The sequence below is a fragment of the Streptomyces sp. NPDC107522 genome, assembly GCF_055657525.1.
The window spans coordinates 558,805-584,584 of the sequence record NZ_JBVKAU010000003.1 but is presented as its reverse complement, the minus strand read 5'-3'; the positions used below and the strand labels follow the sequence as shown (position 1 = coordinate 584,584).

General features: G+C 69.8%; 24 protein-coding genes. 8 read left to right on the top strand and 16 right to left on the bottom strand.

The window, feature by feature from the left end; translation table 11 throughout:
* The first annotated feature begins 94 nt into the window (after positions 1-94).
* The 4 genes from ACZ7L6_RS12820 to ACZ7L6_RS12805 are packed head-to-tail and all read left to right on the top strand — an operon-like array spanning position 95 to position 6,616.
* A complete protein-coding gene (locus tag ACZ7L6_RS12820; protein WP_471922904.1) occupies positions 95-1,372 on the top strand; it encodes a glycosyltransferase in 1,278 nt (425 codons plus the stop codon).
* The gene (locus ACZ7L6_RS12815) at positions 1,369-3,027 is read left to right on the top strand and encodes an ArnT family glycosyltransferase (protein ID WP_471922903.1); all 1,659 of its coding nucleotides are present in this window, start codon (positions 1,369-1,371) and stop codon (positions 3,025-3,027) included. The genes ACZ7L6_RS12820 and ACZ7L6_RS12815 overlap by 4 nt, the downstream gene beginning before the upstream one ends.
* Positions 3,024-4,205 carry a glycosyltransferase gene (locus ACZ7L6_RS12810; protein WP_471922902.1) on the top strand — a complete coding sequence of 394 codons (1,182 nt, stop codon included), beginning with the start codon at positions 3,024-3,026 and terminating at the stop codon, positions 4,203-4,205. The genes ACZ7L6_RS12815 and ACZ7L6_RS12810 overlap by 4 nt, the downstream gene beginning before the upstream one ends.
* Positions 4,202-6,616: a galactose oxidase-like domain-containing protein gene (locus tag ACZ7L6_RS12805; RefSeq protein ID WP_471922901.1), complete on the top strand. Its 2,415-nt coding sequence runs from the start codon at positions 4,202-4,204 to the stop codon at positions 6,614-6,616. Before ACZ7L6_RS12810 ends, ACZ7L6_RS12805 begins: the two co-directional genes overlap by 4 nt.
* On the opposite strand, the gene ACZ7L6_RS12800 is transcribed toward ACZ7L6_RS12805, so the two are convergent.
* The 8 genes from ACZ7L6_RS12800 to trhA all read right to left on the bottom strand — a co-directional run bounded on the left by ACZ7L6_RS12800 (position 6,603) and on the right by trhA (position 10,584).
* The gene (locus ACZ7L6_RS12800) at positions 6,603-6,926 is read right to left on the bottom strand and encodes a hypothetical protein (RefSeq protein ID WP_471922900.1); all 324 of its coding nucleotides are present in this window, start codon (positions 6,924-6,926) and stop codon (positions 6,603-6,605) included. The two genes, ACZ7L6_RS12805 and ACZ7L6_RS12800, sit on opposite strands and share 14 nt — an antisense overlap.
* A 60-nt stretch (positions 6,927-6,986) precedes the next feature.
* Complete coding sequence (locus tag ACZ7L6_RS12795; RefSeq protein WP_471922899.1) at positions 6,987-7,709, bottom strand: Mut7-C RNAse domain-containing protein; 723 nt, start codon at positions 7,707-7,709, stop codon at positions 6,987-6,989.
* A gap of 33 nt (positions 7,710-7,742) precedes the next feature.
* Entirely contained in the window at positions 7,743-8,372 is a 630-nt protein-coding gene (locus ACZ7L6_RS12790; protein ID WP_471922898.1) for a TetR/AcrR family transcriptional regulator, read from the bottom strand.
* Between the two features lie 5 nt (positions 8,373-8,377).
* Complete coding sequence (locus ACZ7L6_RS12785; RefSeq protein ID WP_471922897.1) at positions 8,378-9,160, bottom strand: MFS transporter; 783 nt, start codon at positions 9,158-9,160, stop codon at positions 8,378-8,380.
* Positions 9,157-9,411, bottom strand: a complete 255-nt coding sequence (locus ACZ7L6_RS12780) for a hypothetical protein (protein WP_471922896.1) — start codon at positions 9,409-9,411, stop codon at positions 9,157-9,159. The genes ACZ7L6_RS12785 and ACZ7L6_RS12780 overlap by 4 nt, the downstream gene beginning before the upstream one ends.
* 30 nt (positions 9,412-9,441) lie before the next feature.
* On the bottom strand, positions 9,442-9,606 hold the full coding sequence (locus ACZ7L6_RS12775) for an MFS transporter (RefSeq protein WP_471922895.1): 165 nt from the start codon (positions 9,604-9,606) through the stop codon (positions 9,442-9,444).
* Complete coding sequence (locus ACZ7L6_RS12770; protein ID WP_471922894.1) at positions 9,606-9,737, bottom strand: hypothetical protein; 132 nt, start codon at positions 9,735-9,737, stop codon at positions 9,606-9,608. The genes ACZ7L6_RS12775 and ACZ7L6_RS12770 overlap by 1 nt, the downstream gene beginning before the upstream one ends.
* 100 nt (positions 9,738-9,837) lie before the next feature.
* The gene (gene trhA / locus ACZ7L6_RS12765) at positions 9,838-10,584 is read right to left on the bottom strand and encodes a PAQR family membrane homeostasis protein TrhA (RefSeq protein ID WP_471922893.1); all 747 of its coding nucleotides are present in this window, start codon (positions 10,582-10,584) and stop codon (positions 9,838-9,840) included.
* Between the two features lie 329 nt (positions 10,585-10,913).
* Here trhA and ACZ7L6_RS12760 point away from each other — a divergent pair, with 329 nt between their 5' ends.
* Both ACZ7L6_RS12760 and ACZ7L6_RS12755 read left to right on the top strand, forming a co-directional pair.
* Positions 10,914-12,737, top strand: coding sequence for a phosphoenolpyruvate carboxykinase (GTP) (locus ACZ7L6_RS12760; protein ID WP_471922890.1), 1,824 nt, complete (start codon positions 10,914-10,916; stop codon positions 12,735-12,737).
* 306 nt (positions 12,738-13,043) lie between these two features.
* Positions 13,044-14,792 (top strand): Ig-like domain repeat protein, encoded by a 1,749-nt coding sequence (locus ACZ7L6_RS12755; RefSeq protein ID WP_471922888.1) that lies wholly within the window; start codon positions 13,044-13,046, stop codon positions 14,790-14,792.
* Here the strand turns inward: ACZ7L6_RS12755 and ACZ7L6_RS12750 are convergent.
* The 6 genes from ACZ7L6_RS12750 to ACZ7L6_RS12725 form a co-directional block, all read right to left on the bottom strand.
* Positions 14,782-15,405 carry a hypothetical protein gene (locus ACZ7L6_RS12750; RefSeq protein WP_471922886.1) on the bottom strand — a complete coding sequence of 208 codons (624 nt, stop codon included), beginning with the start codon at positions 15,403-15,405 and terminating at the stop codon, positions 14,782-14,784. The two genes, ACZ7L6_RS12755 and ACZ7L6_RS12750, sit on opposite strands and share 11 nt — an antisense overlap.
* Complete coding sequence (locus tag ACZ7L6_RS12745; protein ID WP_471922884.1) at positions 15,392-16,942, bottom strand: substrate-binding and vWA domain-containing protein; 1,551 nt, start codon at positions 16,940-16,942, stop codon at positions 15,392-15,394. The genes ACZ7L6_RS12750 and ACZ7L6_RS12745 overlap by 14 nt, the downstream gene beginning before the upstream one ends.
* Positions 16,939-18,111, bottom strand: a complete 1,173-nt coding sequence (locus ACZ7L6_RS12740; protein ID WP_471922882.1) for a toxic anion resistance protein — start codon at positions 18,109-18,111, stop codon at positions 16,939-16,941. Before ACZ7L6_RS12740 ends, ACZ7L6_RS12745 begins: the two co-directional genes overlap by 4 nt.
* A 14-nt stretch (positions 18,112-18,125) precedes the next feature.
* Positions 18,126-19,190: a hypothetical protein gene (locus ACZ7L6_RS12735; protein WP_471922880.1), complete on the bottom strand. Its 1,065-nt coding sequence runs from the start codon at positions 19,188-19,190 to the stop codon at positions 18,126-18,128.
* A gap of 269 nt (positions 19,191-19,459) precedes the next feature.
* Positions 19,460-19,879 carry an SCO4983 family protein gene (locus ACZ7L6_RS12730; RefSeq protein WP_471922877.1) on the bottom strand — a complete coding sequence of 140 codons (420 nt, stop codon included), beginning with the start codon at positions 19,877-19,879 and terminating at the stop codon, positions 19,460-19,462.
* Between the two features lie 72 nt (positions 19,880-19,951).
* Positions 19,952-21,163 (bottom strand): pyridoxal phosphate-dependent aminotransferase, encoded by a 1,212-nt coding sequence (locus ACZ7L6_RS12725; protein ID WP_471922874.1) that lies wholly within the window; start codon positions 21,161-21,163, stop codon positions 19,952-19,954.
* A 126-nt stretch (positions 21,164-21,289) separates the two neighbouring features.
* On the opposite strand from ACZ7L6_RS12725, the gene ACZ7L6_RS12720 reads away from it, so the two are divergent.
* On the top strand, positions 21,290-22,114 hold the full coding sequence (locus tag ACZ7L6_RS12720; RefSeq protein ID WP_471922871.1) for a hypothetical protein: 825 nt from the start codon (positions 21,290-21,292) through the stop codon (positions 22,112-22,114).
* Positions 22,115-22,214: 100 nt separating this feature from the next.
* On the opposite strand, the gene ACZ7L6_RS12715 is transcribed toward ACZ7L6_RS12720, so the two are convergent.
* Positions 22,215-22,892 carry a hypothetical protein gene (locus ACZ7L6_RS12715; protein ID WP_471922869.1) on the bottom strand — a complete coding sequence of 226 codons (678 nt, stop codon included), beginning with the start codon at positions 22,890-22,892 and terminating at the stop codon, positions 22,215-22,217.
* 324 nt (positions 22,893-23,216) lie between these two features.
* Here ACZ7L6_RS12715 and ACZ7L6_RS12710 point away from each other — a divergent pair, with 324 nt between their 5' ends.
* Positions 23,217-24,155, top strand: coding sequence for a S1 family peptidase (locus ACZ7L6_RS12710; protein ID WP_471922866.1), 939 nt, complete (start codon positions 23,217-23,219; stop codon positions 24,153-24,155).
* A gap of 4 nt (positions 24,156-24,159) precedes the next feature.
* On the opposite strand, the gene ACZ7L6_RS12705 is transcribed toward ACZ7L6_RS12710, so the two are convergent.
* Positions 24,160-25,776, bottom strand: coding sequence for an N-acyl-D-amino-acid deacylase family protein (locus ACZ7L6_RS12705; RefSeq protein WP_471922864.1), 1,617 nt, complete (start codon positions 25,774-25,776; stop codon positions 24,160-24,162).
* Between the last annotated feature and the right edge of the window lie 4 nt (positions 25,777-25,780).

The window sequence follows — 25,780 nt, the reverse complement described above, 5'->3', positions numbered from 1 at the left end:
CGGACTTCACAGATCGCCCTTAATGTCTACACAGTTCCGCGACAGATGTGACGTGTTGTCGCGGCAGGGGGCATTGGGGATCTGGGGGGATCTGTTGCTGACGTCTGTCTTCATAGCCGTCGTCTCGCTGGCCTTGTTCTGGATGGCGGCCTTCACCTTGTGGTGGCAGATGCACGCGTGGCGCACGCCCGAAGTGCTCGCCTCCACCCGGTTCAGCAGACCGGACGGCGGCGAGCACGTGTCGTTCTCGCTGCTGTTGCCGGCCCGGCACGAACAGGCCGTGCTGGACCACACCATCCAGCGCCTGCTGGAGTCGACCCACACCGACTTCGAGATCATCGTCATCGTCGGGCACGACGACCCGGAGACCACGCAGGTCGCCGAACGGGCCGCCGCTCGCGACCCACGGGTCCGCGTAGTCGTCGACACCCACGAGAAGAAGAACAAACCGAAGGCCATGAACACGGCGCTGCCGCACTGCCGCGGTGATGTCGTCGGGGTCTTCGACGCCGAGGACCAGGTCCACCCGGAGCTCCTCGCCCACGTCGACCATGCGTTCCGGACGACAAAGGCGGATGTGGTCCAAGGTGGCGTCCAGCTCATCAACTTCCACTCCAGCTGGTACAGCCTGCGCAACTGCCTGGAGTACTTCTTCTGGTTCCGCTCCCGGCTGCACCTGCACGCGCAGAAGGGGTTCATCCCGCTCGGCGGCAACACCGTCTTCGTACGGACGGACGTGCTCAGGGAAGCCGACGGCTGGGACCCGAACTGCCTGGCCGAGGACTGCGATCTCGGCGTCCGGCTGTCCAGCGTCGGCAAGAAGGTCGTCGTCGCCTACGACTCCGACATGGTGACCAAGGAGGAGACGCCCGGCAGCCTGATGTCGCTGCTGAAGCAGCGCACCCGCTGGAACCAGGGCTTCCTGCAGGTCTACCGGAAGAAGGACTGGAAGCAACTGCCCACCTTCGGACAGCGGTTGCTCGCCCGCTACACGCTCATGACACCGTTCATGCAGGCCTTCACCGGGCTCGTCATCCCGCTCAACATCGCGATCGCCGTCTTCCTCGACGTGTCCGTGACCGTCGCGTTCATCACCTTCCTGCCGGCCGTCACCGCGCTCGTCACCTTCGTCTTCGAGGTCGTCGGACTGCACGACTTCGGCAAGCAGTACGGGCTTCGCGTCCGCTTCGTCCACTACGTGAAGCTCATCGTGGGCGGCCCCTTCTACCAGGTGCTCCTCGCCGGGGCCGCCGTCCGCGCCGTATGGCGTGAGCAACGCGGCCGGAACGACTGGGAGTTGACCACCCACGTCGGCGCACACCTCACCAGCGCCGAAGTGACCCGAGACCTCCGAGAGGACGTCCCTGCGTGACCTCCACCCTTCCCGCGGTGACCACTCCCCAGGTCCCCGCGCAGAGACAAGCTGTCCCTGAGACGCGTTCGACCGGCCGAACAGCCCCGGCGGGCCCGCCGAAGCGCCTCCGTTCCTCCCGCCCCGACCTGGTCCTGTGCGGCGTACTCCTCGTCGCGATCCTCGTCGTGCAGGGCTGGAACATCACCGACTACCCGACGCTCAGCGACGACGAGGGCACATACCTCGCCCAGGCCTGGGCCGTCCAGGAAGGCCGGGGCCTCGCCCACTACACCTACTGGTACGACCACCCGCCCCTCGGCTGGATCCAGATAGCCCTGCTGACCTGGATACCTGCGGCGCTCAGCCCCGAGTCGATGACCGTCGGCACCATGCGCGCCGCGATGCTCGTCATCAGCGCGGTCAGCGCGGTCCTGGTCTACGTCCTCGGGCGGAGGCTGTCCCTGCCGCGCTGGGCGGCCGGGCTCGGCATGGTCCTGTTCGGGCTGTCGCCCCTGTCGGTGGTCCTGCAGCGGGAGATCTTCCTCGACAACCTCGCGGTGATGTGGACGCTCCTCGCCTTCGCCCTCGCCGCCTCCCCGAGCCGCCACCTCTGGCACCACTTCGGCGCCGGGATCGCGGCCGCCACGGCCGTGCTGACCAAGGAGACGATGCTCTTCGTCCTCCCCGCGGTCTTCATCACGATGTGGCGGCACAGCCACCGCGACACCCGCAAGTTCGCCCTGACCGGCGCGGTCACCGCGTGCGCGCTGATCGGCCTGTCCTACCCCCTGTTCGCCCTGCTGAAGGGCGAGCTGTTCCCGGGCAGCGGGCACGTCTCGCTGTGGGACGGCATCAAGTACCAGATGACCAGGCCCGGTTCGGGCTTCATCCTCGACCAGGGCTCCGGGTCGTACGGCGTCCTGCAGTCGTGGCTCTACTACGACCGCGTCCTCATCCTCGGCGGCCTCGCGGGCGGCCTGCTGCTCCTGGTCACCTGGCGCTGGTCGGTCACCGCCCGCGCCCTGGCCGGACCGTCGTTCGCCGTGGTGATCCTCGCCCTGGTGGCCATGCGCCCCAGCGGCTACCTGCCCGCGATGTACGTCATCCAGGCGCTGCCCTTCCTCGCCCTCGTCCTCGCCGGAGGAACCGCCTCCGTCGCCCACGCCGTCCTGCGGCGCCGGCGGTCCGAGACCGAGCACCGGTACGTCACCGGTGGCCGGTACGCCCTCGCGGCCGTCCTCGCGATCGCCGCCGGCGCCTATGTCGTACCCCGCTGGTACGACGGCGACCGCACCGCCGTCACCGCCGACGCGAACGCGCCCTACCAGGCCGCCGCCAAGTGGCTGTCCACCGAGGTGGACGACCCGCGGGACACCCGGGTCCTCGTCGACGACGCGTTGTGGCTCGACCTGGTGCACGCCGGGTACAAGCCCGGGCTCGGCGTCATCTGGTTCTACAAGGCCGACCTCGACCCGGCCGTGACGAAGACGATGCCGCGCGGCTGGAAGGACCTCGACTACGTCGTCGCCTCGCCGACAGTGCGCCGGGACGCGGTCGACCTTCCCAACGTCAAGGCGGCCATCGAGCACTCGACGCCGGTCGCCACCTTCGGCACCGGCGCGGACCGGATCGAGATCCGGCAGATCCAGACGGCCTCGGGAGGGGTTCGATGAGCCAGGAGTCCACCGTCCCCGAGGAGCTGGGCGATCCGGCCGTCCAGGCGGCCGAGATCCCCGAGCCGGGCGCGGTCACCATCGTCGTACCGACCTTCAACGAGTCGGCCAACGTACGGCAGCTGCTGCACCAGATCACCGAATCGGTGCCCTCCCGGCTGCCCTGCGAGGTCGTCTTCGTGGACGACTCCACCGACGACACCCCGCAGGTCATCAAGGAGGCCGCGCAGGACTGCCCGTTCCCCGTCACCGTCATCCACCGGGACGAACCCGTCGGCGGGCTCGGCGGCGCGGTCGTCGAGGGGATGAAGGCGGCCGGGTCGGACTGGATCGTGGTCATGGACGGCGACTGCCAGCATCCACCGTCCCTGGTCCCGGACCTGGTCGCCACCGGCGAGCGGGCGAACGCCGGGCTCGTCGTCGCCTCCCGGTACATCAAGGGCGGCAGCCGCGCCGGGCTCGCGGGCAGCTACCGGGTGGCCGTGTCGCGCGGGGCGACCTGGCTGACCAAGTCCCTCTTCCCGGGCAAGCTGCGCGGCATCAGCGACCCGATGAGCGGCTTCTTCGCGATCCGGCGCAGCGACATCACGGCGGAGGCACTGAAGCCGCTCGGTTACAAGATCCTGCTGGAACTGGCGGTCCGCAGCCGTCCGCGCGCGGTCGCGGAGGTGCCGTTCGTCTTCCAGGACCGGTTCGCCGGCGAGTCCAAGTCCACGGCGGCGGAGGGCCGCCGCTTCCTGCGGCACCTCGCCGGGCTGCGTACGGCCGACCCGCTGGCCCGCATGGTGGTGTTCGGGCTGATCGGGCTGACCGGCTTCGTGCCCAACCTGGCCGCGCTGTGGGCGATGACCGAGGCGGGGCTGCACTATCTGCCCGCGGAGATCGTCGCCAACCAGTTCGGCGTGGCCTGGAACTTCCTGCTCATCGAGAAGCTGCTGTTCCGCGACCGCCGCCGGCACCGCCACTGGGCCGACCGCACCGTACGGTTCGCGCTGCTCGCCAACGCCGACCTGGTGCTGCGCATCCCGCTGATCGCGCTGCTGGTCGGGCAGTTCGGGCTGGCGGTACTGCCGGCCACCGCGCTCGCCCTGGTCATCACGTTCGTCCTGCGCTTCGTCGGAACCGAGGCGCTGGTCTATCTGCCGCGCAGGAGCCGCACAGCAAGGAGTACCGCATGAGATCCAGCCGTACGAGATCCGGGAGGAGAACGGCCTTGCTGGCCGTGGCGGGCCTGACCGGTGGCCTGCTCCTCACCTCACCCCAGTCCGCCTCCGCCGCCAACCTCATCAAGAACCCCGGCTTCGAGACCGCCGGCACCGACGACATGCCGTACTGCTGGAAGAAGTCCGGCTGGGGCGACAACGACTTCGCCTTCGAGACAGTGGCCGACGCCCACTCCGGCGGCAAGGCCATGAAGGTCACGCTGACCCGGCGCGTGGAAGGCGACCGCAAGGCGCTGATCACCGAGTCCGCCGAGTGCGCGCCCGTCGTGACGCCGGGCAAGCAGTACGACCTCGGACTCTGGTACAAGTCGACCACCCCGGACACCTCGATCACCCTCTTCCGGCACGACGCCACGGCGGGCTGGCAGTACTGGACCGACCTCAAGACGCTGGAGATGGCGGCCGGTTGGACCGAGGCCACGGTCCGCACGCCCGAGGTGCCCACCGGTACCGACCGGATCGCCTGGGGCGTCTCCGTCTACGGCACCGGCTCCGTCACCACCGACGACTACACGATGGACCAGGTCGCCGACCCCGTCCCCGACCCGGTGTGCACGGGTACCGCCGAGGAGTGCGCGAACGGCCGCTGGGACGTCCTGCCGACAAAGAACCCGGTCCGCTCCATGCACTCCGTCGTCCTCAACAACGGCAAGGTGCTGCTGATCGCCGGCTCCGGCAACAGCGAGGAGCAGTTCGCGGCGGGCACCTTCACCAGCGCGGTCTACGACCCGGTCAAGGGCACCTACAAGGTCGTCCCCACCCCGAAGGACATGTTCTGCGCGGGCCACGTCCAGCTCGACGACGGGCGGGTGCTCGTGATGAGCGGCAACAAGGCCTACCCGGTGCCGGGCGGGCACGGCTACGAGGGCTTCAAGGACTCGTACGTCTTCGATCCCGTCACCGAGACGTACAGCAAGACGAACGACATGAACGACGGCCACTGGTATCCGTCGGCCACGATCCTCGGCAACGGTGACGTCATCTCGTTCGGCGGTCTGCGCGAGGACTCCACCGGTTCGGTGACCGCCGAGCTGTGGTCGGACGCCGAGCAGCGGTGGCAGCCGCTGTGGAAGGTCAACCAGACCTGGTCCTACTGGGGCCTGTACCCGTCGATGATCCTCATGCAGGACGGCCGCCTCTTCTACTCCGGCAGCCATGTCTTCGGCAACAACATCCCCGGCACCGGCTCGGCGATCTACGACTACAACGCCAACACGGTCACGCAGATCCCGGGACTGCGGAACAAGGACGAGCGCGACCAGTCCGCGAGCGTGCTGCTGCCTCCGGCCCAGGACCAGAAGGTCCTCACCATCGGCGGCGGCAACATCGACTCCAACCCGGACGCGAACCGCCTCACCGACGTCATCGACCTCAAGCAGCCCAACCCGTCCTACGTCGCCGGCCCGCCGCTCCCGCAGGGCCAGGTCGACCTGGGCGCCGGCAAGGTCGCCGAGACCGGCAACCAGGGCAAGATGTACGTCTCCGCCGTACTCCTGCCCGACGGCAAGGTCCTGGAGACGGGAGGCGCGCTGCACAACCGGGCGAACCCCGTGTACGAGTCGTCGCTCTACGACCCGGCGACCAACACCTTCGACCCGGTGGCCCCGGACCCGGAGGAGCGCGGCTACCACTCGTCGGCCTTCCTCCTTCCCGACGGCCGTGTGATGACGACGGGCGACAACCCGGGCAACGGCTCCTGGAACCACGACGTGTCGATCTACACCCCGCCCTATCTCCTCAAGGGCGAGCGCCCGACGATCACTTCGGTCATCGACACGGAGTGGACGTACGGCGACACCCAGCGGATCACCGTCGACCGGCCCATCGCCAAGGCCGAGCTGATCCGCCCGGCCGCCGTCACCCACTCCTCCGACCCGAACCAGCGCTTCGTCGACCTGCCGCTGTCGGTGGACGGCAACAACGTCGACCTGAACGTGACGAGCAACCCCAACCTGGCCCCGCCCGGCTGGTACATGCTCTTCGCGGTCGACGCCAACGGCGTGCCGTCGGTCGCCAAGTGGGTGCACCTCCAAGGCCCGCAGGCCCTGTCCGCCACGGACGCCTCGCCGCACGTCCACGACTTCGCCGACGACCTCAAGGGCAAGGTCACGGGCCCCGGCAAGAAGCGCACGTCCCAGAAGGTCGCCCCGACCGTCTCGGGCTGCGACCGCCACTACGGCTCGATCAACGTCTGCGTGCCGACGGACTTCCCGCCGACCGTGAAGGCGACGACGAAGTCCCGCTGCGACTGGCTGAAACAGAACGACTACGGCCGCCTCAAGGTCAACGGCAGGGACGACCCGCTGCGGTTGGACCGGAACAGGGACGGGTTCGCCTGCGGAAAGGCGGATATCAAGCGCCGCTGAGGATCAGCAGGCCCAGTGTGAACTGAAGAGCCCACTGCAACACCACGGCCCCGGCCCGGGCGGGCATCACCCGGTCCCGGGGCCACACCAGTACCGCCACGCCGGCCGCGGCGGAGGCGTAGAACAGGCCGTAGAGCAGGCTGCCCGGAATCTGCGAGCACTGCTCGCCGTACATCAGGCAGCGGCTGCCGCGTTCGCCGGCAAGCACGGCGAGCCAGGCGAGGCCGACGGTCGGCAGCAGCAGCACGAGGCTGGTCACGGACAGACCGGTCAAGAGCCGGGACGCGGACTGCTGCTGTGCTGTGTTCATGCCGCCATCCCATCGCGCCGGCCCGGTCGCAGTGATCGGCACGGGTACTCAACCCAGTACTCAACTCTCCTGGGTACGCATGCTCAACGCGCGCTCCACGATGGCCACCAGCTGTTCGTGGTGCGCGCCCTTCCAGTACGCGCGCCCGCACTGGCCGCACTGCGCGAAGACGTCGTACGACCGCTGCGTCCCGCCCTCCAACTGGTCCGCCACCTCCTCCTTGGTGGCCTCCTTGAGCAGGCCGTTGCAGGCGGTGCAGCGGGTCCAGGGACGCAGTTCGGGCCGGAACCGGTCGAGGACGTCGCGCAGCTGCTCCTCGGGCCGGGTGCTGTAGACGAACGCGCCGGCCCACAGCTCACGCCGGCGCAGCAGCCCCCGGTCCCGGCTCAGCATCACCCGCTGCTCGGCGGCCGAGCGGGCGGCGAGCGCCGGGTCGCCGATGTCCGTCGACTCGTACGCCGTGTCCACGCCGAGCAGGCGCAGGCGGCGGGCCAGGGTGCCGAGGTGGACGTCGAGGAGGAAGCGCAGGGGGGCGCCGGGCACCCGCTGGGGGCGCTCGACGGGCCGGACCTCCACCCGGTCGCCGGCCGCGGGGACGTACGCCGTCGGCACCTCCCGGCCGTCGGCCCACAGGGCGCCGACCTCGGTCAGCGGGACGCCGGCCGACTCGACGACGTGGCCCAGGGACGAGACGCCGTCGGTGACGAGCGTCCGGTGCAGGTCACGCTGGACGAACAGGGCCAGCTCGGGGGCGAACTCGACGTGGATCTCGGGACCGTTCACCCGGTCAGGATGTCACGGGTGGGGGCGCCGGCCTCAGGGCTTTTCGGTCGGGAGGCCGTGCTCGAGGACGTCCAGGGCCCGGTCCACCATGGCGCCGAGGTCGTCCTTGAAGCCGTTCTCCGCCCAGGACATGTTGACCTCCATCAGGCCGCCGACGAGGGCCATCGCGTAGACGCGCACATCGAGGCTGTCCGGTTCCAGGCCGGTGCGTTCGGCGAGGGCCGCGCGGAGCAGGCGCCCGGTCTCCGACATGCTCTCGACCATCCGGGAACGGATCGCGGGGACCTGGACCGCGAGATGCGCGCGCACCCTGATCACCTCGGGGTCCTCCGCCATCATCGCGTCGATGGCCTTGTGCATCACGTACCGCACCGAGTCCATCCAGGACTCTCCGGCGGGCCGGGCGCGCAACTCCTGAAGCATCTCAGGGTCGTACTCGTCCGTGAGGACGATGTCCTCCTTCGTCGGGAAGTACCGGAAGACCGTGGACGGTGACACCTCGGCGCGCTCGGCGATCTGCTCGATCGTGGTGGCGTCGTAGCCCTGCTCCTTGATCAGGGCGTAGGTCGCGGTGCGGATCGCCGTCCGGGTCTTGATCTTCTTCCGCTCACGAAGTCCCAGCTGGGGACGGTCGCCGAGGGGGAGGGGGCGTGCGGGTGTCATGCGGGTCATTGTCGGGCATCGGCCTGCTCGGCAGCCATGTCCGGGGTCGTGGAGGTCTCGGTCGGGCGGGGTGCGGACGGCAGGAACGCGGCCGCGAGCAGCGCGGAGACGAGGGCCGCGATGCCGCACACCAGGAGGACGACGCCCATGCCGTGGACGTACGCGCTGTTCGCGGAGGCCACCAGCTCCGCCGCCTGGGCGGGACCGGCCCGCTCGGCGACGAGGTGCGCCGCGACCACGGACTCCCCGGCGGTGTCGGCGGCTTGCGCGGGCAGTCCCGTGACGTCGAGCCGGTCGCGGAAGGTGCCGGCGAGCAGGCTGCCGAGCAGCGCGATGCCGATCGCACCGCCGACCTGACGCAGCGTCATCAGGAGCCCCGATCCGCTGCCGGGCGCGGTCACGAGGGAGGGTGCCCAGGGCGTTGTTCTCGCCGGGATGAGCGAGAAGCCGAAGCCGAGTCCGGTGAGGGAGAGCCACAGCGCGGTGAAGCCGTAGCCGGAGCCGGCCGTCGTACGGCTGCCGAGGAGCGCGGCGAAGGCCAGCACCACCAGGCCCGCGCTCACCGTGGCCCGCGCGCCGAAGCGGACGACGACCGGCGGAGCCGTCCGCGAGGCGACCAGGAGACCGCCCATCATCGGCAGCAGCCCGAATCCGGTGCCGAGGGCGTCGTGGCCGAGCACCGCCTGGAGGTAGGGCGGCAGCACGAACAGCAGGCCGGACAGGACGAACATCACCAGGGTCGCGGCGACGGTGTTGAACAGGAAGCCACGGTGGGCGAGCAGCGTCATGTGTCGAGCATGGGCCGCTCGACGCGCCGCTCGCGCAGCACCAGGGCGCCGATCAGGACGACGGAGGCCCCGAGCGCGGCGAGCACCAGCGGGTCGCCCCAGCCCCGCGTGGGCGCCTCGATGATCGCGTAGATCAGCGCGCCGAGGCCGGTCGCGGTGAGCGCGGTGGAGACGGTGTCGACCTTGGGGGAGGCGGGGTCCTTCGTCTCCGGGAGCAGGAAGACGCAGGCGGCGATCCCGATCGCGGCCATCGGGACGTTGACCAGGAAGACCGAGCCCCATCAGAAGGGGTTCAGCAGCCAGCCGCCGATGATCGGGCCGAGCGGCAGACCGAGCGCGGAGGCCGCGGACAGGCCGCCGACGGCCTTGGTGCGCTCGTCGGGGCTGAAGAGCGAGGGCAGCACGGAGAGCGCGAGCGGCGTGACCAGAGCCGCTCCGACGCCCATCACGGCACGGGCGACGATCTGAGCATCAGCCGCCGCCCGAACCGGTCGCCGAGCAGTCCGGCGCGGCGAAAGCTGGCGACGAGGGCGCCCAGGGCCCACCAGCGCCGGGGATCGGGAGTGAGAGTGCCCATTAAATGAGAGCAGCCCTCAAAAAAGGGAGACTGTCAATCGATTTCGGCATGCGAAAAGGGCCACGGCGCGAAGCCGTGGCCCTGAAGGAGCGGGTCGGTGCTACCCGTGCTGGTACGCCACCAGCGAGATCCCGACGTAGTGCGCGATGAAGGCCGCCAGCGTGAAGGAGTGGAAGACCTCGTGGAAGCCGAACCAGCGCGGTGACGGGTTCGGGCGCTTGATGCCGTAGACCACGCCGCCCGCGCTGTACAGGACGCCGCCGACGATCACCAGGACCAGTACGGCGATGCCGCCGGTGCGCATGAAGTCCGGCAGGAAGAAGACGGCCGCCCAGCCCATCGCGATGTAGCAGGGGGTGTAGAGCCAGCGCGGGGCGCCGACCCAGAAGACGCGGAAGACGATGCCGGCCGCCGCGGCCCCCCAGATGCCCCACAGCAGCCACTGCCCCTTGGTCCCCGGCAGCAGCAGCATCGTCAGCGGGGTGTACGTGCCCGCGATGATCAGGAAGATGTTGGCGTGATCCAGGCGGCGCAGGATGCCGTCCATGCGCGGGCTCCAGTTGCCCCGGTGGTACAGCGCGCTCACGCCGAACAGCAGGCAGGCCGTGAGGGCGTAGATCCCGCAGGCGATCCGGCCTCTGGGGGAGTCCGCCAGGGCGGTGAGCACCAGGCCCGCGACGAGCGCGGCCGGGAACATGCCCAGATGCAGCCAGCCCCGGAGCTTGGGCTTGATCTCCTCGGACAGCTGCTGGGCGTGGTGCGCGATCTGATGCGGCAAGGAGGGCGCGCCGGAACCCCGGCCGGCGGCCGGCGTGTCCGTGGGCGCGTCGGGGACGGGCGAAGTCATGGGGGAAATCGTACCTACGGAACCGTAAGTTACGTATCAGGGTGAGCAGATGAGCGCCCGGAAGTGGCCATCGTCTCATGGGGTACTCGGTGGGGGCGCACCCGGGGTGAAGCCGTGGTGACGCATCGAAAACATCTGGATGAGTGGCGATGCTCACGCCGCTCACCTGTGACGCCCTCTGGACATATGCGCAGAGCCGTCGGATGATCAAATGAGTGCGGTCGGCACCGGATGAGCGCGGAAGATCAGTCCGCGAAGCATCCGGGTCGCGGCCCCCACGGGGCATACAAGGGCATATTCAGGACAAAATCCCTCACTTAGGAGCAACCGTGGCGCGCGACATCGCGGCTCCCCCCGTCGTCCCCACCAACCACCGCGAACTGGTCTCGTGGGTGAACGAGATCGCCGAACTGACGCAGCCGGACAGCGTGGTCTGGTGTGACGGATCCGAGGCCGAGTACGAGCGTCTGTGCGAGGAGCTCGTCGCGAAGGGCACCTTCAAGAAGCTCGACCCGATCAAGCGCCCCAACTCGTACTACGCCGCCTCCGACCCGACCGACGTCGCCCGCGTCGAGGACCGGACCTTCATCTGCTCCGAGAAGGAGGAGGACGCGGGCCCCACGAACCACTGGATGGACCCCGCCGAGATGCGTGAGGTCTTCTCCGGTGAGAAGGGCGTCTTCCGCGGCTCGATGCGCGGCCGGACCATGTACGTCGTCCCGTTCTGCATGGGCCCGCTCGGCTCGAAACTCTCCGCGATCGGCGTCGAGATCACCGACTCCGCCTACGTCGCCGTCTCCATGCGCACCATGACCCGCATGGGCCAGGCCGTCCTCGACGAGCTCGGGGAGGACGGCTTCTTCGTGAAGGCCGTGCACTCCGTGGGCGCCCCGCTGGAGGAGGGCCAGGAGGACGTCCCCTGGCCGTGCAACCAGACCAAGTACATCTCCCACTTCCCGGAGAGCCGCGAGATCTGGTCCTACGGCTCCGGCTACGGCGGCAACGCCCTGCTCGGCAAGAAGTGCTACGCCCTGCGCATCGCCTCCGTCATGGCCCGCGACGAGGGCTGGCTCGCCGAGCACATGCTGATCCTCAAGCTCACCCCGCCGCAGGGCGAGTCCAAGTACGTCGCCGCAGCCTTCCCGAGCGCCTGCGGAAAGACGAACCTCGCCATGCTGGAGCCCACGATCTCCGGCTGGACGGTCGAGACGATCGGCGACGACATCGCCTGGATGCGCTTCGGCGAGGACGGCCGCCTGTACGCCATCAACCCCGAGGCCGGCTTCTTCGGCGTCGCGCCCGGCACGGGTGAGCACACCAACGCCAACGCGATGAAGACGCTGTGGGGCAACGCCGTCTTCACGAACGTGGCGCTGACGGACGACAACGACATCTGGTGGGAGGGCATGACCGAGGAGCCCCCGGCCCACCTCACCGACTGGAAGGGCAACTCCTGGACCCCGGAGTCCGAGACGCCCGCCGCCCACCCCAACGCCCGCTTCACCGTCCCCGCCGCCCAGTGCCCGATCATCGCGCCCGAGTGGGAGGACCCCAGGGGCGTGCCGATCTCGGCGATCCTCTTCGGTGGCCGCCGCGCCACCGCCGTACCGCTGGTGACGGAGTCCTTCGACTGGAACCACGGCGTGTTCCTCGGTGCCAACGTGGCGTCCGAGAAGACCGCCGCCGCCGAGGGCAAGGTCGGCGAACTGCGCCGCGACCCGTTCGCGATGCTGCCGTTCTGCGGCTACAACATGGGCGACTACATGGGCCACTGGGTCGACGTCGCCAAGGGCAAGGACCAGTCGAAGCTCCCGAAGATCTACTACGTCAACTGGTTCCGCAAGGACGACGAGGGCAAGTTCGTCTGGCCCGGATTCGGCGAGAACTCCCGCGTCCTGAAGTGGATCGTGGAGCGCCTGGAGGGCAGGGCCGAGGGCGTCGAGACCCCGATCGGCATCCTGCCGACCAAGGACGCCCTCGACACCAAGGGCCTCGAACTGTCCGACTCCCAGCTGGACTTCCTCCTCACCGTCGACAAGGAGGTCTGGCGCGAGGAGGCCGCGCTCGTCCCCGAGCACCTCAACACCTTCGGCGAGCACACGCCGAAGGAGCTGTGGGACGAGTACCGAGCGCTGGTGAAGCGCCTGGGCTGACGGTAGCCCCCCAAAGACGCCGCGGCCGGCTCCGAGTATGCCCTGACCAGCAACATCGTCACGGCCGGCCGCGGTGACCGCACCACAGACCGGCGAGGTTCCGTACAACGGCGTGCGGGGCTCTGGGCCTGTCGCCGCGCTCCCGTCCGCCCCGACGGAAGCACGCGGCGACAGGCCCTCGCCTGCATTTCGTTCACTTGTGCGGTCGCGCCGCCTTGATCGCGGGATCTACATGGCTGTTACATGGTCTCCACAGGAGCGTCACTGATCCCAGTGACCGCTCAATTCAGCCTGTGGGGGGCACAGTTGAATACTGCACGCCTTGATGGCGCACACCGTCCCAGACGTCTCGCGGCCACGCTGCTGGCCGCCGCACTCGCCGGGACCGGCCTGACCGTCGCCGCCGCACCCGCGGCGCACGCGGCGGCCTCCGACGCGGTCGCCAAGCTGCCGATCTCGTCGTACTCGGCGATGGCCGTGGACTCCGCGCACCAGCGGGTCTACGTCGCCGACAGCAACATGGGCAGCTACTCCAACAGCGGCCTCATCGCCGTCTACAACTTCCAGGGCGAGCGGATCACCACGATCAGCACCCAGCAGCACATCTCCGGACTGGCCCTGAACGCCGACGGCTCCACGCTCTACGTCGGCGGACGCGAGGTGATCTGGCGCTACGACACCAGCACCTACACCTCCAACGGCCTGTACGTCTCCACCGACACCTGCGGCCGCAGCCTCGCGTTCTCCGGCGGCACGGTGTACTTCACCACGCCGTACTCGTACTACACCTCGCAGTGCGACACGACGCTGACCTACCTGGACTCCTACGTCCCGGCCGGCAACACGGCGCCGCGCACCAACTGGCAGGACTACGGCAAGCTCCAGCTGGAGGCCGGTCCGGGCGACCGGATGCTGATGGGCCAGCCGCTCAACGCGCAGGCCGCCAACCCGTTCCTCACGGTGTACGACACCAGCGGCGGCACCCTCGTCCGCAACGCGGCCCGGCGGTTCGCCGACGCCGACGGCAAGGGCGCCCTGAACCTGAAGGACATGGCGTTCTCCGCGGACGGCAGCAAGGTCGCCGTCGCCGACGCCGCCTACGGCACCCGTCTGCTGAACACCAGCGATCTGTCCGACGCGGGGACCGGCTACCAGGCCCTGCCCTCCGATGCCACCGCCAGCGCGGTCGCCTTCGGCGGCGACGGCAAGTACATCGCGCGCGGCGCCTCGGCCACCGGCTCCACGCCCGACCTGCTGGTCCAGCCCGCCGACCCGGCCGACGCCACCACCCCGCTGGAGTTCGCCTTCGAGGGCAGCCTCGACGGCGACCGGGTCGCCCCGCGCGGCCTGGAGTGGTCGGCGGACGGCGCCCGGCTGTTCGCGGTGACCACCAACGCGGCCGGCAACCAGTTCTGGCTGCACGTCATCCAGCCCCCGGCCGTCCAGTACGACGCCCGCTTCACCGGCGGCCTCACGCACAGCCCCGCCCAGGCCGTGGCGGGCGAACCGCTGGCCGTGCGCGGCAGGCTGGAGCAGGACGGCCCGGCGCCCACCGAGCCCCTGAAGGTCAAGGCGACCCGCACCGACGCCACCGGCACCCACGACCTGGGCACCTTCACCGTCAAGGCCGACGGCACGTTCACCGTCCTCGACGAGCCCGACCTCGTCGGCGACGCCACGTACACCGTCTCCTTCCTCGGCGACCTGACCCACCGTCCCGCCGAGGACATCACCACCACGGTGTCCGTCGGCAAGGCGCCCACGTCGATCGCGCTCACCGCGCCCGAGGAGGGCTCGCTGAGCACGGGCGTCGAGATCACCGGCACCTTCACCGCGCAGGGCAAGGTGCTGCCGGACCGGGCGGTCCTCAAGGTCACCCGGACCGACCGGCTCGGCACCGGCACGCTGTCGTCGGTGACCGTCGGCGCCGACGGCACCTTCACGATCAACGACCTGCCGCGCACCCGGGGCGACGCGACCTACACGGTCGGCTGGCCGGGCGACGCCCTGCACACCGCGTCGTCCGCCGAGGCGACGGTGTACGTCAGGCGGTAAGGCCGCCGCCGGTCCCGCCCCGGTCCTCCAGGTACCGGGTGTGGGACTCCTGGCGGCGGGCCTCCGCCTCGCGCAGGCCCGCCGCCAGCCGCTCGGCGTCCTTCTTCAGCAGACCGAGCTGACGCTCCAGGTGCAGCTCGGGAGACTCCGTGCCCGGCGCCATCCGCGTCCACCACCGGGTCCGTACGAAGCTGTCGACGGCCTCGGGAAGGTCGCGCCGCACGATCCGGGAGAGCACGTGCACGCCCTCCGGATCGTGTGCGAGCAGTTCGGCGACCCAGCCGCGGTCGAGCAACGCGGCCAGCAGCTCGGTGAGTTCCCGCAGCCGCGCTGCGGCCGTCACCGACAGCTCGACGTCCGTCAGATAACCGCGCAGCTTCTCGAAGTCGCCCCGCAACTCGTCGAGCTGGGCCGAAGGGTCCGGGAAGTCGGGCGGCGCGGGCCGCTCCGGCGGGGCGATCAGCGCGCCCGCGCCGTACAGTCCCGCGACCACGACGGGCCAGTACGGCCCCGCCACCCCCGTGAAGGTCAGCACGAGACCGACCAGCCCGCACGCGCTCCCGGCGAGGTTCTTGCGGGACTCCAGGTACGCCACTGCCCTACTGGTAGCCACGGATCTCCTCGAAGGCGCCGTCCAGCGAGCCGTGTCGGGCGTCGAAGAGGCGGCCGCCGGTCAGTTCGGCGATGTGCTCCAGCTCGGAGCGGTCGGAGTCGCCGAAGAGGATGGGGAAGACGGGGATCTCCTTCCCGGCGGGGGTCAGACCGTTCCGGTAGAAGGTGTCGAACTCCCCGGCGTCCGCGCCCGCCGTGTTCTCGCCGTCCGTCATCAGCACGATCGACGTGAACGTGTCCTTGTCGGTGCTCAGATGGTCGTACGCCTTCTGCAGCGAGGTGAAGATCGCGGTGTCGCCCTCGGCTTCGAGCTCCTTGGTGTCCTTCCTGATCCCGTCGAGACCGGCCTTCGGATCCGCCGGGTCGATGACATGGGTCCGTACGCTCTTCACCTCCGACCCGAACGGCATCAGCGTGACCTCCTCGCGCTCGCGGAAGTCGCCGGTGAGGTCGGTGAGCGCCTGCTTCAGCTGCTCCAGGCGCTCGCCCTCCATCGAACCCGAGGTGTCGAGGACGTAGACGGTCCTGGACGGGCGGCGCAGCTCGTTCTCGTACGAGTCGAGCAGGCCGTCGGCGACGGAACGGCTGCCGGGGAAGGGCAGTTCGCGCCGCCGGCTGCTGTCGAGGCCGGGCGCGGGCGGGACGGAGGCGACGACCGGGCGGCGATGGGTGCGCTCGGTGATCAGCCGCTGGACGTCCTCGGTGCGCAGGGCCTCGGTGAGGCGGCGGACGTCCTCGCGGGTCGCGGCGCTCGTCGACGCGAGGGAGGAGAGCGGGTAGTCGGCGGTGACGACGCCGTCCTTCGGGCGGATCACGGTCAGGCCCGGGATGCCCTTGAGGACGGACTCGTAGTTGAGCAGGGCGTCGACGTTCCCGCGCCGCTTGTACGCCGTCGCCAGCCAGCCCGACGAGCCCGAGGTCAGCTTCTGCCCCTGGAAGAACTCCTTGAGGCGGGGAGTGGCCTTGGTGACGTCGGCGTCCGTGAGCGCGGACTGGGCGCCGGACAGGGCCGAGGCGACGGAGACGAGGGTGGCGAAGCCGGAGTTGGAGCGGGCCGGGTCGGTCATGCCGTAGGTGAGGCTGCCGTCCTGGACGGCCTGCTCGATCTGCGACCAGGTGACGTCCTCGGGCTTCCAGCCCAGCTTGCCGAGGGCCGTGCTCCTGACTCCGATGGCGACCGGGCTCGACATGACCGGCGTCTCCGACACGACCTTCTTCGCCGTATCGGGGCGCAGCCGCAGATAGTCGTTGGAGGACAGCCACAGCGCGTCGTACCGCCCGTCCGCCTTGCCCTTCGCCAGCAGCTCCACGGCGTCCAGGGTGCCCATGTAGGTGGGCCGGACCTTGATGCCGGTGTCGCCGGCGATGCGGTCGAGGACCGGGGTCATGTCGCCGAGCTCGCTGGAGGCGAGGACGCGGAGGGTGCCGGGTTGTGGCGCGTTGGGGTCGTCGTCCTTCTGCTGCGAGGTGCAGGCGGTCAGCAGGGCCAGCGCGGCGAGCGCGGAGGCGAGAAGCCGTCGGCCTTGAGGGTGTCTCATCCGAGCCCGCCCCCCTCCAGCGCGCCCTGCGCCCGGCTGCGCTCCAAGTAGGCGCTCGCGTCCTGCAGTTCGGCGGTCAGGTTCTCCACGGTCGTCGCCATCACCTCGGTCGCCTGGACCTTGTAGGTGTCGATGGCGTCGAGGGTGCGGTAGATCTGCTGGAAGGCGCTTCGCAGGGTCTCCGCCCCCACCGCCGGGTCGGCGGCGATGCGCTGGATCTCGCCGCTCTGCGTGGCGAGCATCTCGGCGTTGCCCCGGATGAGGTCCTCGGTCGTCCCGCGCAGGGCGTTGACCTGCTCGACGACCTTCTTCTGGTTGTCGAGCGCGGACGCCAGCATGACGGAGATGCGCAGGGCGGAGACGGTCGTGGTCGCGGCGCGGTCGACGCCCTTGATCAGCTCCTCGTTGTTGCGCCGTACGACGTCCATGGCGAGGTAGCCCTGCGCGCACACCGCGAGCTGGGTGAGCAGGTCCTGGTGCTTCTGCCGGACGGGGAAGAGGACGTCGGCCCGGAGATGGTCGGCCTGCTGAGGATCCGCGATCTGGGTGATGTGCTGCTCGACGGCGGTGTCCAGGGCCTCCGTCAGCACGACGTACTCCTGGAGCTTGCCCATGGTCTCCCACAGCCGCACCCGCTCGGTCTGCAGAGCGGCGTTGTCCCGCCGCAGCTCGTCCTGCCCGCCCCGCAGCGACCCCACGATCTTGTTGAGGGTCCCCTGCGCGGAGGCGTACTTGGCGACGTGATCGCGCAACTTGTTGCCACCGGGAAGCCTGGACAGGAACTTGCGCCCCTTGGCGGCGGGCAGGTCCCGCGGATCCAGGTCCTCGACCACCCGCCGCAGTTCCACGAGCGAGCCCGCGACCTGCGACTGGGCGTCCCCGCCCTGGTCCGGCAGGCTCCGGACGGTCCGCTCCAGCATCCGGTTGGACTGCGCGGCCGCCGTCCGCATCTCCCCGGCGCCGAGGGCGGTGATCTCACCGACCTTGCCGGCGAACTCGGGGGAGCGGGCGTCGAGGGCGGCGAGTCCCTCGACGTAGGCGGAGGCCTTCTTGGCCATGTCCGTACGGACGGTGTCGTCCACCGGGACGAGTCCGCCGGCCTTCTCCCGCGGCACGGAGGCCACGGGCTCGGGCGGAGTGAGGACGAAGCTGTCGTCTTTACTGCTCATGGTGCCGTTCCCCCTTATCCGCGCGCCCGTCGCGCCAGCTCGTGCAGCACCTTGGCGGTGGGCACGGGCGCCTGGCGGACGCCGGTCAGTTCCTGCTTGAGATAGGTGGCGCCGGAGGCGAACTCGGTGGCCTCACCCTGCGGGCGGAACCCGTGCCGGGCCTCCAGCTCGCGCAACTTCGGGTCAGAGGAGAGGAGTTCGGCGACCGCCTTGCCGTGCTCGGTCAGCGGTACGACGGTGTGGTCGCTGTTGACCGTGGTGTCCGGGTAGAGCACGACCAGGTCGTCGGGCTTCTCCCCGTCCGCCAGCAGCGAGGCGACCTGCGACTCGTAGACCACGACGAGCGGATTGCCGGCACCGCTGACGAAGTCCCGGAAGGCGGCGTCGCTGCCGGACTGCTGGGCGCCCTGCACGCTGACCAGCTTGTGCAGCAGCGGCGCGGTGCGATCGACCTCGGCGGCGGTGGCGACGACCTTGCCGCCGTTGGCGACGTAGGAGGCGGCCGCGAGGTAGAGGGCGCCGGAGTTGGAGGTCTCGGGGTCGGTGCTGGACAGATAGACCGTGCCCGTCAACTCCCCGTATCGCGCGGCCCCCTTGAGCTGCTGCCAGGTGCGGTCGGCGCGGGCGGCGTCCAGATAGGCGGTCATCTTCAGCGTGCCCCGGTGGGCCTCGTCCAGCGTGGCGAGCCCGTTCGCCGCGAGCACCTCGGCGGCGTTCTTGTGCGCCACGACGACGAGAGGCGAGTAGAAGGGGCGGGGCAGCGTCCCCGTCACCTTGTACTTCGTGGCCAGCTCGACGGCCGGCGCCTGACTCGACGGCAGCGCGAGGTCGTACCCCTTGAGGTCGAGCCCCTCCATGGCCCACGACCCGGAGGTCTCGGCCTTCACGGTGTAGCCCTTGGCGGCCAGGGCCTTCACCACGTCGGGATCGGCGAAGAACTCCGCCTTCTCCGATCCGATCACCGTGCGCACGGTCTTCGTTGCCGTGCCCTTGTCCTCATTACCACGGCCCGCGACGACGGCAACCACCACGCCACCGATCAGCAGCACCGCGAGGACGATCCCTGCGATACGTCTCACACGGGGAGAGTGCTCGCGGAACCCAACATTCCCCGTCGGGGGGAGTGAACGGGAGGTGTCGTACCGGTCCCGTTACGACACGGGGCAATGGGAGCGCCCCCTCAGGGGCGCGGGGAACTGCGCGATCAACCACGAACAACCCGCAGCCGCCGCACGACAGGAACCCCTACGGCGAAAGGGCGAACACCGGCCAAAGCCAACGCAGTGCTATGGCACCCGGTCCGCGCGTCGCTGCGGGTGCACGCGGACCGGGGCCGTTCAGGGGAGGGTCAGCCGACGCCGGTCAGTTCCTGCGGCTCGGCCAGCGCAGCGGCATGCGCGTCCATGCGCTCGGCGGCAAGGATCGCGGCAGCCGTGTCCGCACGAGACGCGGCGACGACCAGCGCCCGCCCGGCAAGGGCATGGGCGCGACGATGCAGTGCCGCAAGCTTCGAGTCGCCGGTCGTGGACGTCCGGACCGGCTTGCGTCCACCCCGCAGCCGGGTCACCTGGGCGGCGAGCCGCTCGGCCGCGAGGTCCAGGTCCTCGGACGGCGCAGCCCCCCGCAGCTCATCGGTGACGGCGAGCAGTGCCGCGAGATGGCCCCCCAGCTGGATGTCCAGCTCCTCCTCGCGCGTCCGGTGCGGAAAGTCGGAGGTCGTGCCGGCCATCGTGCTGTGGACCGACTTGGTGCGGATCGGTTCGTACATGGATGGCCTCCTGTGCTGTCAGGAAACCATCCTAGCTTAGATTCCGTCTAAAGTTGAGCGAACGAAAAAGATCTACGGCTGGCTGTATCCGTCCAGGAACCGCCCGATCCGCCCCACCGCGTCCCGCAGGTCCGTGACCGTCGGCAGGGTCACCACCCGGAAGTGGTCCGACTCCGGCCAGTTGAAGCCCGAGCCCTGGACGACCATGATCTTCTCGCGCCGCAGCAGGTCCAGGACCATCTGCCGGTCGTCCTTGATCTTGAAGACCTTGGGATCGAGGCGCGGGAAGAGATACAGCGCCCCCTTCGGCCGTACGCAGGTCACGCCGGGGATCTGCGTCAGCAGCTCGTACGCGACGTCCATCTGTTCCCTCAGCCGCCCCCCGGGCAGCACGAGGTCGTTGATGGACTGCCGCCCGCTGAGCGCGGCCACGACCCCGTGCTGACCGGGCATGTTCGCGCACAGTCGCATGTTCGCGAGGATCGTGAGGCCCTCGATGTAGGAGTCGGCGTGGGCGCGCGGGCCCGAGATCGACATCCAGCCCACCCGGTACCCGGCGACGCGGTACGCCTTCGACATGCCGTTGAAGGTGAGGGTGAGCAGGTCGGGGGCGATGGCGGCGGTCGGGGTGTGCGTGGCGCCGTCGTACAGGATCTTGTCGTAGATCTCGTCGGAGCAGACCAGGAGGTTGTGCCGCCGGGCGATGTCCGTCAGCCCGCGGAGCATGGCCTCGTCGTACACGGCCCCCGTGGGGTTGTTGGGGTTGATGATGACGATGGCCTTGGTGCGGTCGGTGACCTTGCGCTCGATGTCGGCGAGGTCGGGCATCCAGTCGGACTGCTCGTCGCACCTGTAGTGCACGGCGGTGCCGCCGGACAGGGACACGGCGGCGGTCCACAGGGGATAGTCGGGCGCCGGGACCAGCACCTCGTCGCCGTCGTCGAGCAGCCCCTGCATCGCCATGACGATGAGCTCGGAGACGCCGTTGCCGATGAAGACGTGCTCGACGTCCGTCTCGATGCCGAGGGTCTGGTTGTGCATGACGACAGCGCGGCGCGCCGCGAGCAGCCCCTTCGCGTCGCCGTACCCGTGCGCCGTGGACACGTTCCGGAGGATGTCCTCCAGGATCTCGGGCGGGCACTCGAAGCCGAACGCGGCCGGATTGCCGGTGTTCAGCTTGAGGATCCGATGCCCCGCCGACTCGAGCCGCATCGCCTCCTCGAGCACCGGGCCCCGGATCTCGTAACAGACGTTGGCGAGCTTGGTCGACTGGATCACCTGCATGTCAAGGAGCTTACGGCCCGGTAACGCCCCTTGGGCCGTGTTTTCCGACACGTGAGACGCGGTGGTTTGTGCTGTTATCGCCGGTAGCTGTCCCACGAGCCACTCCCGTCTCTACAATGCGCGGTCATGTCCAGGCCGCCGGAGCACGAAAACGGAACGTACGGGGCGAATACCGCGCACGGTACGCCCGGTGCGCACGACACGCATGGGGGGATCCAGCCGGCCGCCGCGCCCGAGGCGTCGCCGAACGTGTACCACCCGCACACGGAGCCGCCCCCGGCGTACGAGGCGTACGCCGACCCGGCGGCGGCCCACGGCTGGGCAGGCAACGCGTACGACGAGACGACCCAGCTGCCTCCGGTGGTCGACGGGGTGGAGGATGCCCATGGGGGCCGTGGTGTCGGTGGCGCCTCCGGTGCCGGGGAGGGCTACGACTACGTCTACGAGACGGGCTACGACTACGGCGACGACTATGACGACTATGACGCGGGACGCGGCCGCCGCAGCCACCGAGGCCGGCATCAGCCCGGCGTCTGGCGTTCGCGGCGCGTCGCAGTGGCCGCCGGTGCGGTGGGGGTGCTGTCGCTGGCCGCGCTGATCGCCGGGTTCTCCCTGTCCGGGTCCTCCTCGGAGGGCGGTGCGAAGACCAAGAGTGACCGGACGAGCACCACGTCCGGCGACTCGGTGGTGCCGCAGGAGCCCTCCGTGGGTGCGTCGGCCGGCGCCCGCCGGTCCGACGACGCCGATCCGTCGGGCAGCGTTTCCCCGGCCGCCTCGGCGAGCGCGTCCGCGGCGGACGACGCCGAGTCCGAGGACAGGACCGACGAGCCCTCGACCGCCCCCTCCACCACGAGCGAGGCCCCCTCGGCCCCGACGGTCACCGCGACCCCGACGGCAGCGGACAAGCCGGGGCGGGGACAGGGCCAGGGCAACACCAGGAAGCCGGGTTGAAGGACGGACGGGCGGGGATAGCGCTCGCGACGTGAAGCGCTGGGCGACCGCCCGGCCGAGGTCGGTCCTCGCAACCTGCGGGGCGAACCCTTCGCTGTGGTCACCCGCCTGGATACCGAGGGCGTTTCCGCTTGAGCTGGGCCAAGTCGCTGAGGTCGATCCCGGTGGCCTTGGAGTACTGCTTGGCCCAGTCCGCGACGGCTTGCCGGAAGAGGTAGTCGGGCCAGGGAGCCACCGGCTCCTCACCTCTCTCCCGCAGCTTCGCCACGGCCGCCTGTTCCAGCTCTTGATCCCCGGAGTGCCAGGCCAGCAGGATCGCCTGGGCAAGCCGGGCCGGCTCGTTGTCGGTCGGTGCGAAGCACCAGACGCTGCCGCGGTGAACGTGGGCATTTGCCAGCAAGAGAAGGCCCAGGTCGGGACGGTCGCGGACGAAGTGCAAGGAGGGGCGCCCGTACTGAGCGACAGCGGCGGTGACTTCCCTCGCCGGGGGAGTCCCGCTCGTCGGCCAGGGGTAGCAGGCGCCCTGGGGGATGTTGGTCGGATTCGTCTCGCCGGATGGGGTGGGGTGGTCGATCCGGACGCTCATTCCGCCGAAGCTCTTCATCTGCTCACGGAGGGCTGTGTCGTAGGTGACGACCATCCAGCCGAAGGCTGCCCGGTTGTAGCGGTTCTTCCAGATCGAGAGTGTGGAGTGCAGGTCTCCCCGCGCGAACGTGAGGGCGCCATCCTCCACACCGGCAGGAGCCATTCCGAGCAACTCGGCAAACTCATCCGCCATCTTGCGCATCGTCCAAGGCCGGGCCACGAGGCCATGCTAGGGCTGGTCAATCGGGGCCCCGCGCCGGGCAGCTGTGAGTTCAGGTCTCCCAAGCTGCGTGAGCCTCAGGTGCGCGACTGTGGTGATCTCACCCCCCTCTCGTGAACGTCCTGCGCCGCTCTCCCAACGCCCCCGTCCCCCCGTGATAGGGAAAGCCCTACGGCCTGAACTCGTCGGTAATCAAGTCCTTGTCCGCACCCCCCTCGTGCGTGAGAATGCGCATGACAAAAACGCGGGTGACCGGAAATTCTTCGGTCACCCCTCTTCGTATGAGGGGACCCCCACATGAGAAAACCTCTCGGCGCCGCCCTCCTCGCCCTGGCGATAGCCGGGGCCGGTGCCGCTCCCGCGATCGCGGCTCCCGTGGACACGACCGGCTCGTTCGGCAAGAGCGTGGACAGCGTGGACACGGAGACGGCTCTGTCGACCGTGCGTGACGCCGTCACGTCCACCACGGAGAGCCTGAGCCGGACCCTGAACCCCACGGTTCAGGCCGTCGACTTCGCGGGAACCGTCTCTCTCAGCAACTGTTCCGGCTCCGTCGTCCGCTTCCCGGACACGGAGGACAACGACCCGGCGCTGGTGATGTCCAACGGCCACTGCCTGGAGACCGGCATGCCGGGCCCCGGTCAGGTCGTCGTCGACCGGGCCTCCAGCCGCACCTTCGGACTGCTCAACTCGTCCGGCTCCCGGGTCGGCACGCTGCGGGCCAGCAAGATCGCCTACGGGACGATGACCGACACGGATGTGTCGATCTATCAGCTCACCAGCACCTACGCGCAGATCAAGAGCAGGTACGGCATCAGCGCGCTCACCGTGGCCGACACCCACCCGGTCGCCGGTACCGCCATCACCGTCGCCTCCGGCTACTGGAAGCGGCTGTACAACTGCAACATCGACGGGTTCGTGTACCGCCTCAAGGAAGGCGACTGGACCTTCAAGGACTCGGTCCGCTACACCTCCGCCTGCAACACCATCGGCGGCACCTCCGGCTCCCCCGTCATCGACCAGGCCACCAAGCAGGTCGTCGCCGTCAACAACACCGGCAACGAGGACGGCGAGCGCTGCACGGTCAACAACCCGTGCGAGGTGGACGAGAGCGGCAGCGTCACCGTCCGCCAGGGCATCAACTACGCCCAGGAGACCTACCAGATCCCCGCCTGCTTCGGCGTCGACAACAAGCTCGACCTGAGCGCGAGCGGCTGCGTGCTGCCCAAGCCGTAACCGGCTACGCCGGATACGCGGTTCCACGGATCGCCCGTCCCGCCAGTACGTCCGTCCGGCGGCCGTCGTCGATCACGAAACGGCCGTCGATCAGGACGTACGGGACACCCGTCGGTAGCGTGCGCGGCTCCTCGAACGTGGAGCCCGCCGCTACCGTCTCCGGGTCGAACAGGACGAGGTCCGCCCGGTAGCCCTCGCGGACCAGCCCGCGGTCCGGCAGGCGCAGGCGTGCGGCCGGGCGGCCGGTCACGTGGGCCACGCACTCCTCCAGGGACAGCACCTTCAACTCCCGTACGTACCGGCCGAGATAGTGCGGGAACGTGCCGTACGCCCGTGGATGCGGCTTCGTGCCCTGCAGGATGCCGTCCGAGCCGCCCGTGTGGACGCGGTGGCGCATGATCGTCCGCACGTTCTCCTCGTGTCCGACGTGCTGGAGGATCGTCGAGCCCAGCCGGTCCTGAAGCAGCAGACGGCGTGCGGTCGTCCAGGGCGCCTCGCCGCGAAGGTCCGCGGACTGCTGGATCGTACGGCCGACGTGGTCGCCCAGTGCCGGATCGCCCACGCCCGAGATCTCGATCGTGTCCCACTCGATGGGCACCCCGTGGCAGCCGTCGGCCCCGATGACCTCCATGTGGTGGCGGATGCGGTCGGCCGTCTCCTCGTCTGCCAGACGGGCCAGGATCGCCTCGGGGCCGCCCTCGCTCGCCCAGCTCGGCAGCATGGCGACGAGCGTCGTGCAGCCGGGGGTGTAGGGGTAGGTGTCGAGCGTGATGTCGGCCCCCGACTCCAGTGCCTCGTCCAGCAGCGTCAGCAGCTCCGGCGCGCGGCCCTTGTTCACGCCGAAGTTCATGGTGGCGTGGGCGAGATGGAGGGAGCAGCCCGCCTCCCGCGTCAGGGCCACCATCTCCGCGTACGCCTCCAGGGCCCCGGCCCCGTAGGAGCGGTGGTGCGGGCAGTAGTAGCCGCCGTACGACGCCACCACCCGGCACAGCTCCGTCAGTTCGGCGTCCTTGGCGTACATGCCCGGCGTGTACGTCAGCCCGGACGACATGCCGACCGCCCCCTGCTCCATGCCCTCCGCGACCAACTGCCGCATCCGGTCGAGCTCGGCCGGCCTCGCCTCCCGGTCCTCCCAGCCGACGGCGAGCGCGCGGACCGTCCCCTGGGGGATGAGGTACGCCGCGTTCACGGCGATGCCGCGGTCCAGTCGGTCGAGGTACTCGCCCACCGTCCGCCAGTCGAAGTCGATGTCGTCGCCGGAGCCGTTCCAGCCGGTGATCGCCCGGCGGACCTCGGCGAGCGTACGGTCGTCGACCGGGGCGTATGACAGCCCGTCCTGGCCGATGACTTCGAGGGTGACCCCCTGTGCGGCCTTCGCGCTGTGGTCGGGGTCGCGCAGCAGGGCGAGGTCGCTGTGGGCGTGCATGTCGATGAAGCCGGGGGAGAGGGCCAGGCCCTCGGCGTCCAACTCCCGCCGCGCTTTTGGCCGTTGGCAGCCGGCCGCGGCCGCTTCCTGGACGATCGACACGATCCGGCCGCCGTCCACCACCACATCGGCGCGGTAGGACGGACCGCCGCTGCCGTCGACGACCTCCGCGTCCCGGATGACGAGCTCTTCCACGACC

Excerpts from the sequence above, each read along its gene's own strand:
- ACZ7L6_RS12805 (WP_471922901.1), top strand. The coding sequence starts at position 4,202 with ATGAGATCCAGCCGTACGAGATCCGGGAGGAGAACGGCCTTGCTGGCC.
- ACZ7L6_RS12780 (WP_471922896.1), bottom strand. The coding sequence starts at position 9,411 with ATGGCCGCGATCGGGATCGCCGCCTGCGTCTTCCTGCTCCCGGAGACG.
- ACZ7L6_RS12715 (WP_471922869.1), bottom strand. The coding sequence starts at position 22,892 with ATGGCGGATGAGTTTGCCGAGTTGCTCGGAATGGCTCCTGCCGGTGTG.
- ACZ7L6_RS12720 (WP_471922871.1), top strand. The coding sequence starts at position 21,290 with ATGTCCAGGCCGCCGGAGCACGAAAACGGAACGTACGGGGCGAATACC.
- ACZ7L6_RS12745 (WP_471922884.1), bottom strand. The coding sequence starts at position 16,942 with ATGAGACACCCTCAAGGCCGACGGCTTCTCGCCTCCGCGCTCGCCGCG.
- ACZ7L6_RS12810 (WP_471922902.1), top strand. The coding sequence starts at position 3,024 with ATGAGCCAGGAGTCCACCGTCCCCGAGGAGCTGGGCGATCCGGCCGTC.
- ACZ7L6_RS12725 (WP_471922874.1), bottom strand. The coding sequence starts at position 21,163 with ATGCAGGTGATCCAGTCGACCAAGCTCGCCAACGTCTGTTACGAGATC.
- ACZ7L6_RS12790 (WP_471922898.1), bottom strand. The coding sequence starts at position 8,372 with ATGACACCCGCACGCCCCCTCCCCCTCGGCGACCGTCCCCAGCTGGGA.
- ACZ7L6_RS12775 (WP_471922895.1), bottom strand. The coding sequence starts at position 9,606 with ATGGGCGTCGGAGCGGCTCTGGTCACGCCGCTCGCGCTCTCCGTGCTG.
- ACZ7L6_RS12730 (WP_471922877.1), bottom strand. The coding sequence starts at position 19,879 with ATGTACGAACCGATCCGCACCAAGTCGGTCCACAGCACGATGGCCGGC.
- ACZ7L6_RS12710 (WP_471922866.1), top strand. The coding sequence starts at position 23,217 with ATGAGAAAACCTCTCGGCGCCGCCCTCCTCGCCCTGGCGATAGCCGGG.
- ACZ7L6_RS12740 (WP_471922882.1), bottom strand. The coding sequence starts at position 18,111 with ATGAGCAGTAAAGACGACAGCTTCGTCCTCACTCCGCCCGAGCCCGTG.
- trhA (WP_471922893.1), bottom strand. The coding sequence starts at position 10,584 with ATGACTTCGCCCGTCCCCGACGCGCCCACGGACACGCCGGCCGCCGGC.
- ACZ7L6_RS12800 (WP_471922900.1), bottom strand. The coding sequence starts at position 6,926 with ATGAACACAGCACAGCAGCAGTCCGCGTCCCGGCTCTTGACCGGTCTG.
- ACZ7L6_RS12770 (WP_471922894.1), bottom strand. The coding sequence starts at position 9,737 with ATGGGCACTCTCACTCCCGATCCCCGGCGCTGGTGGGCCCTGGGCGCC.
- ACZ7L6_RS12785 (WP_471922897.1), bottom strand. The coding sequence starts at position 9,160 with ATGACGCTGCTCGCCCACCGTGGCTTCCTGTTCAACACCGTCGCCGCG.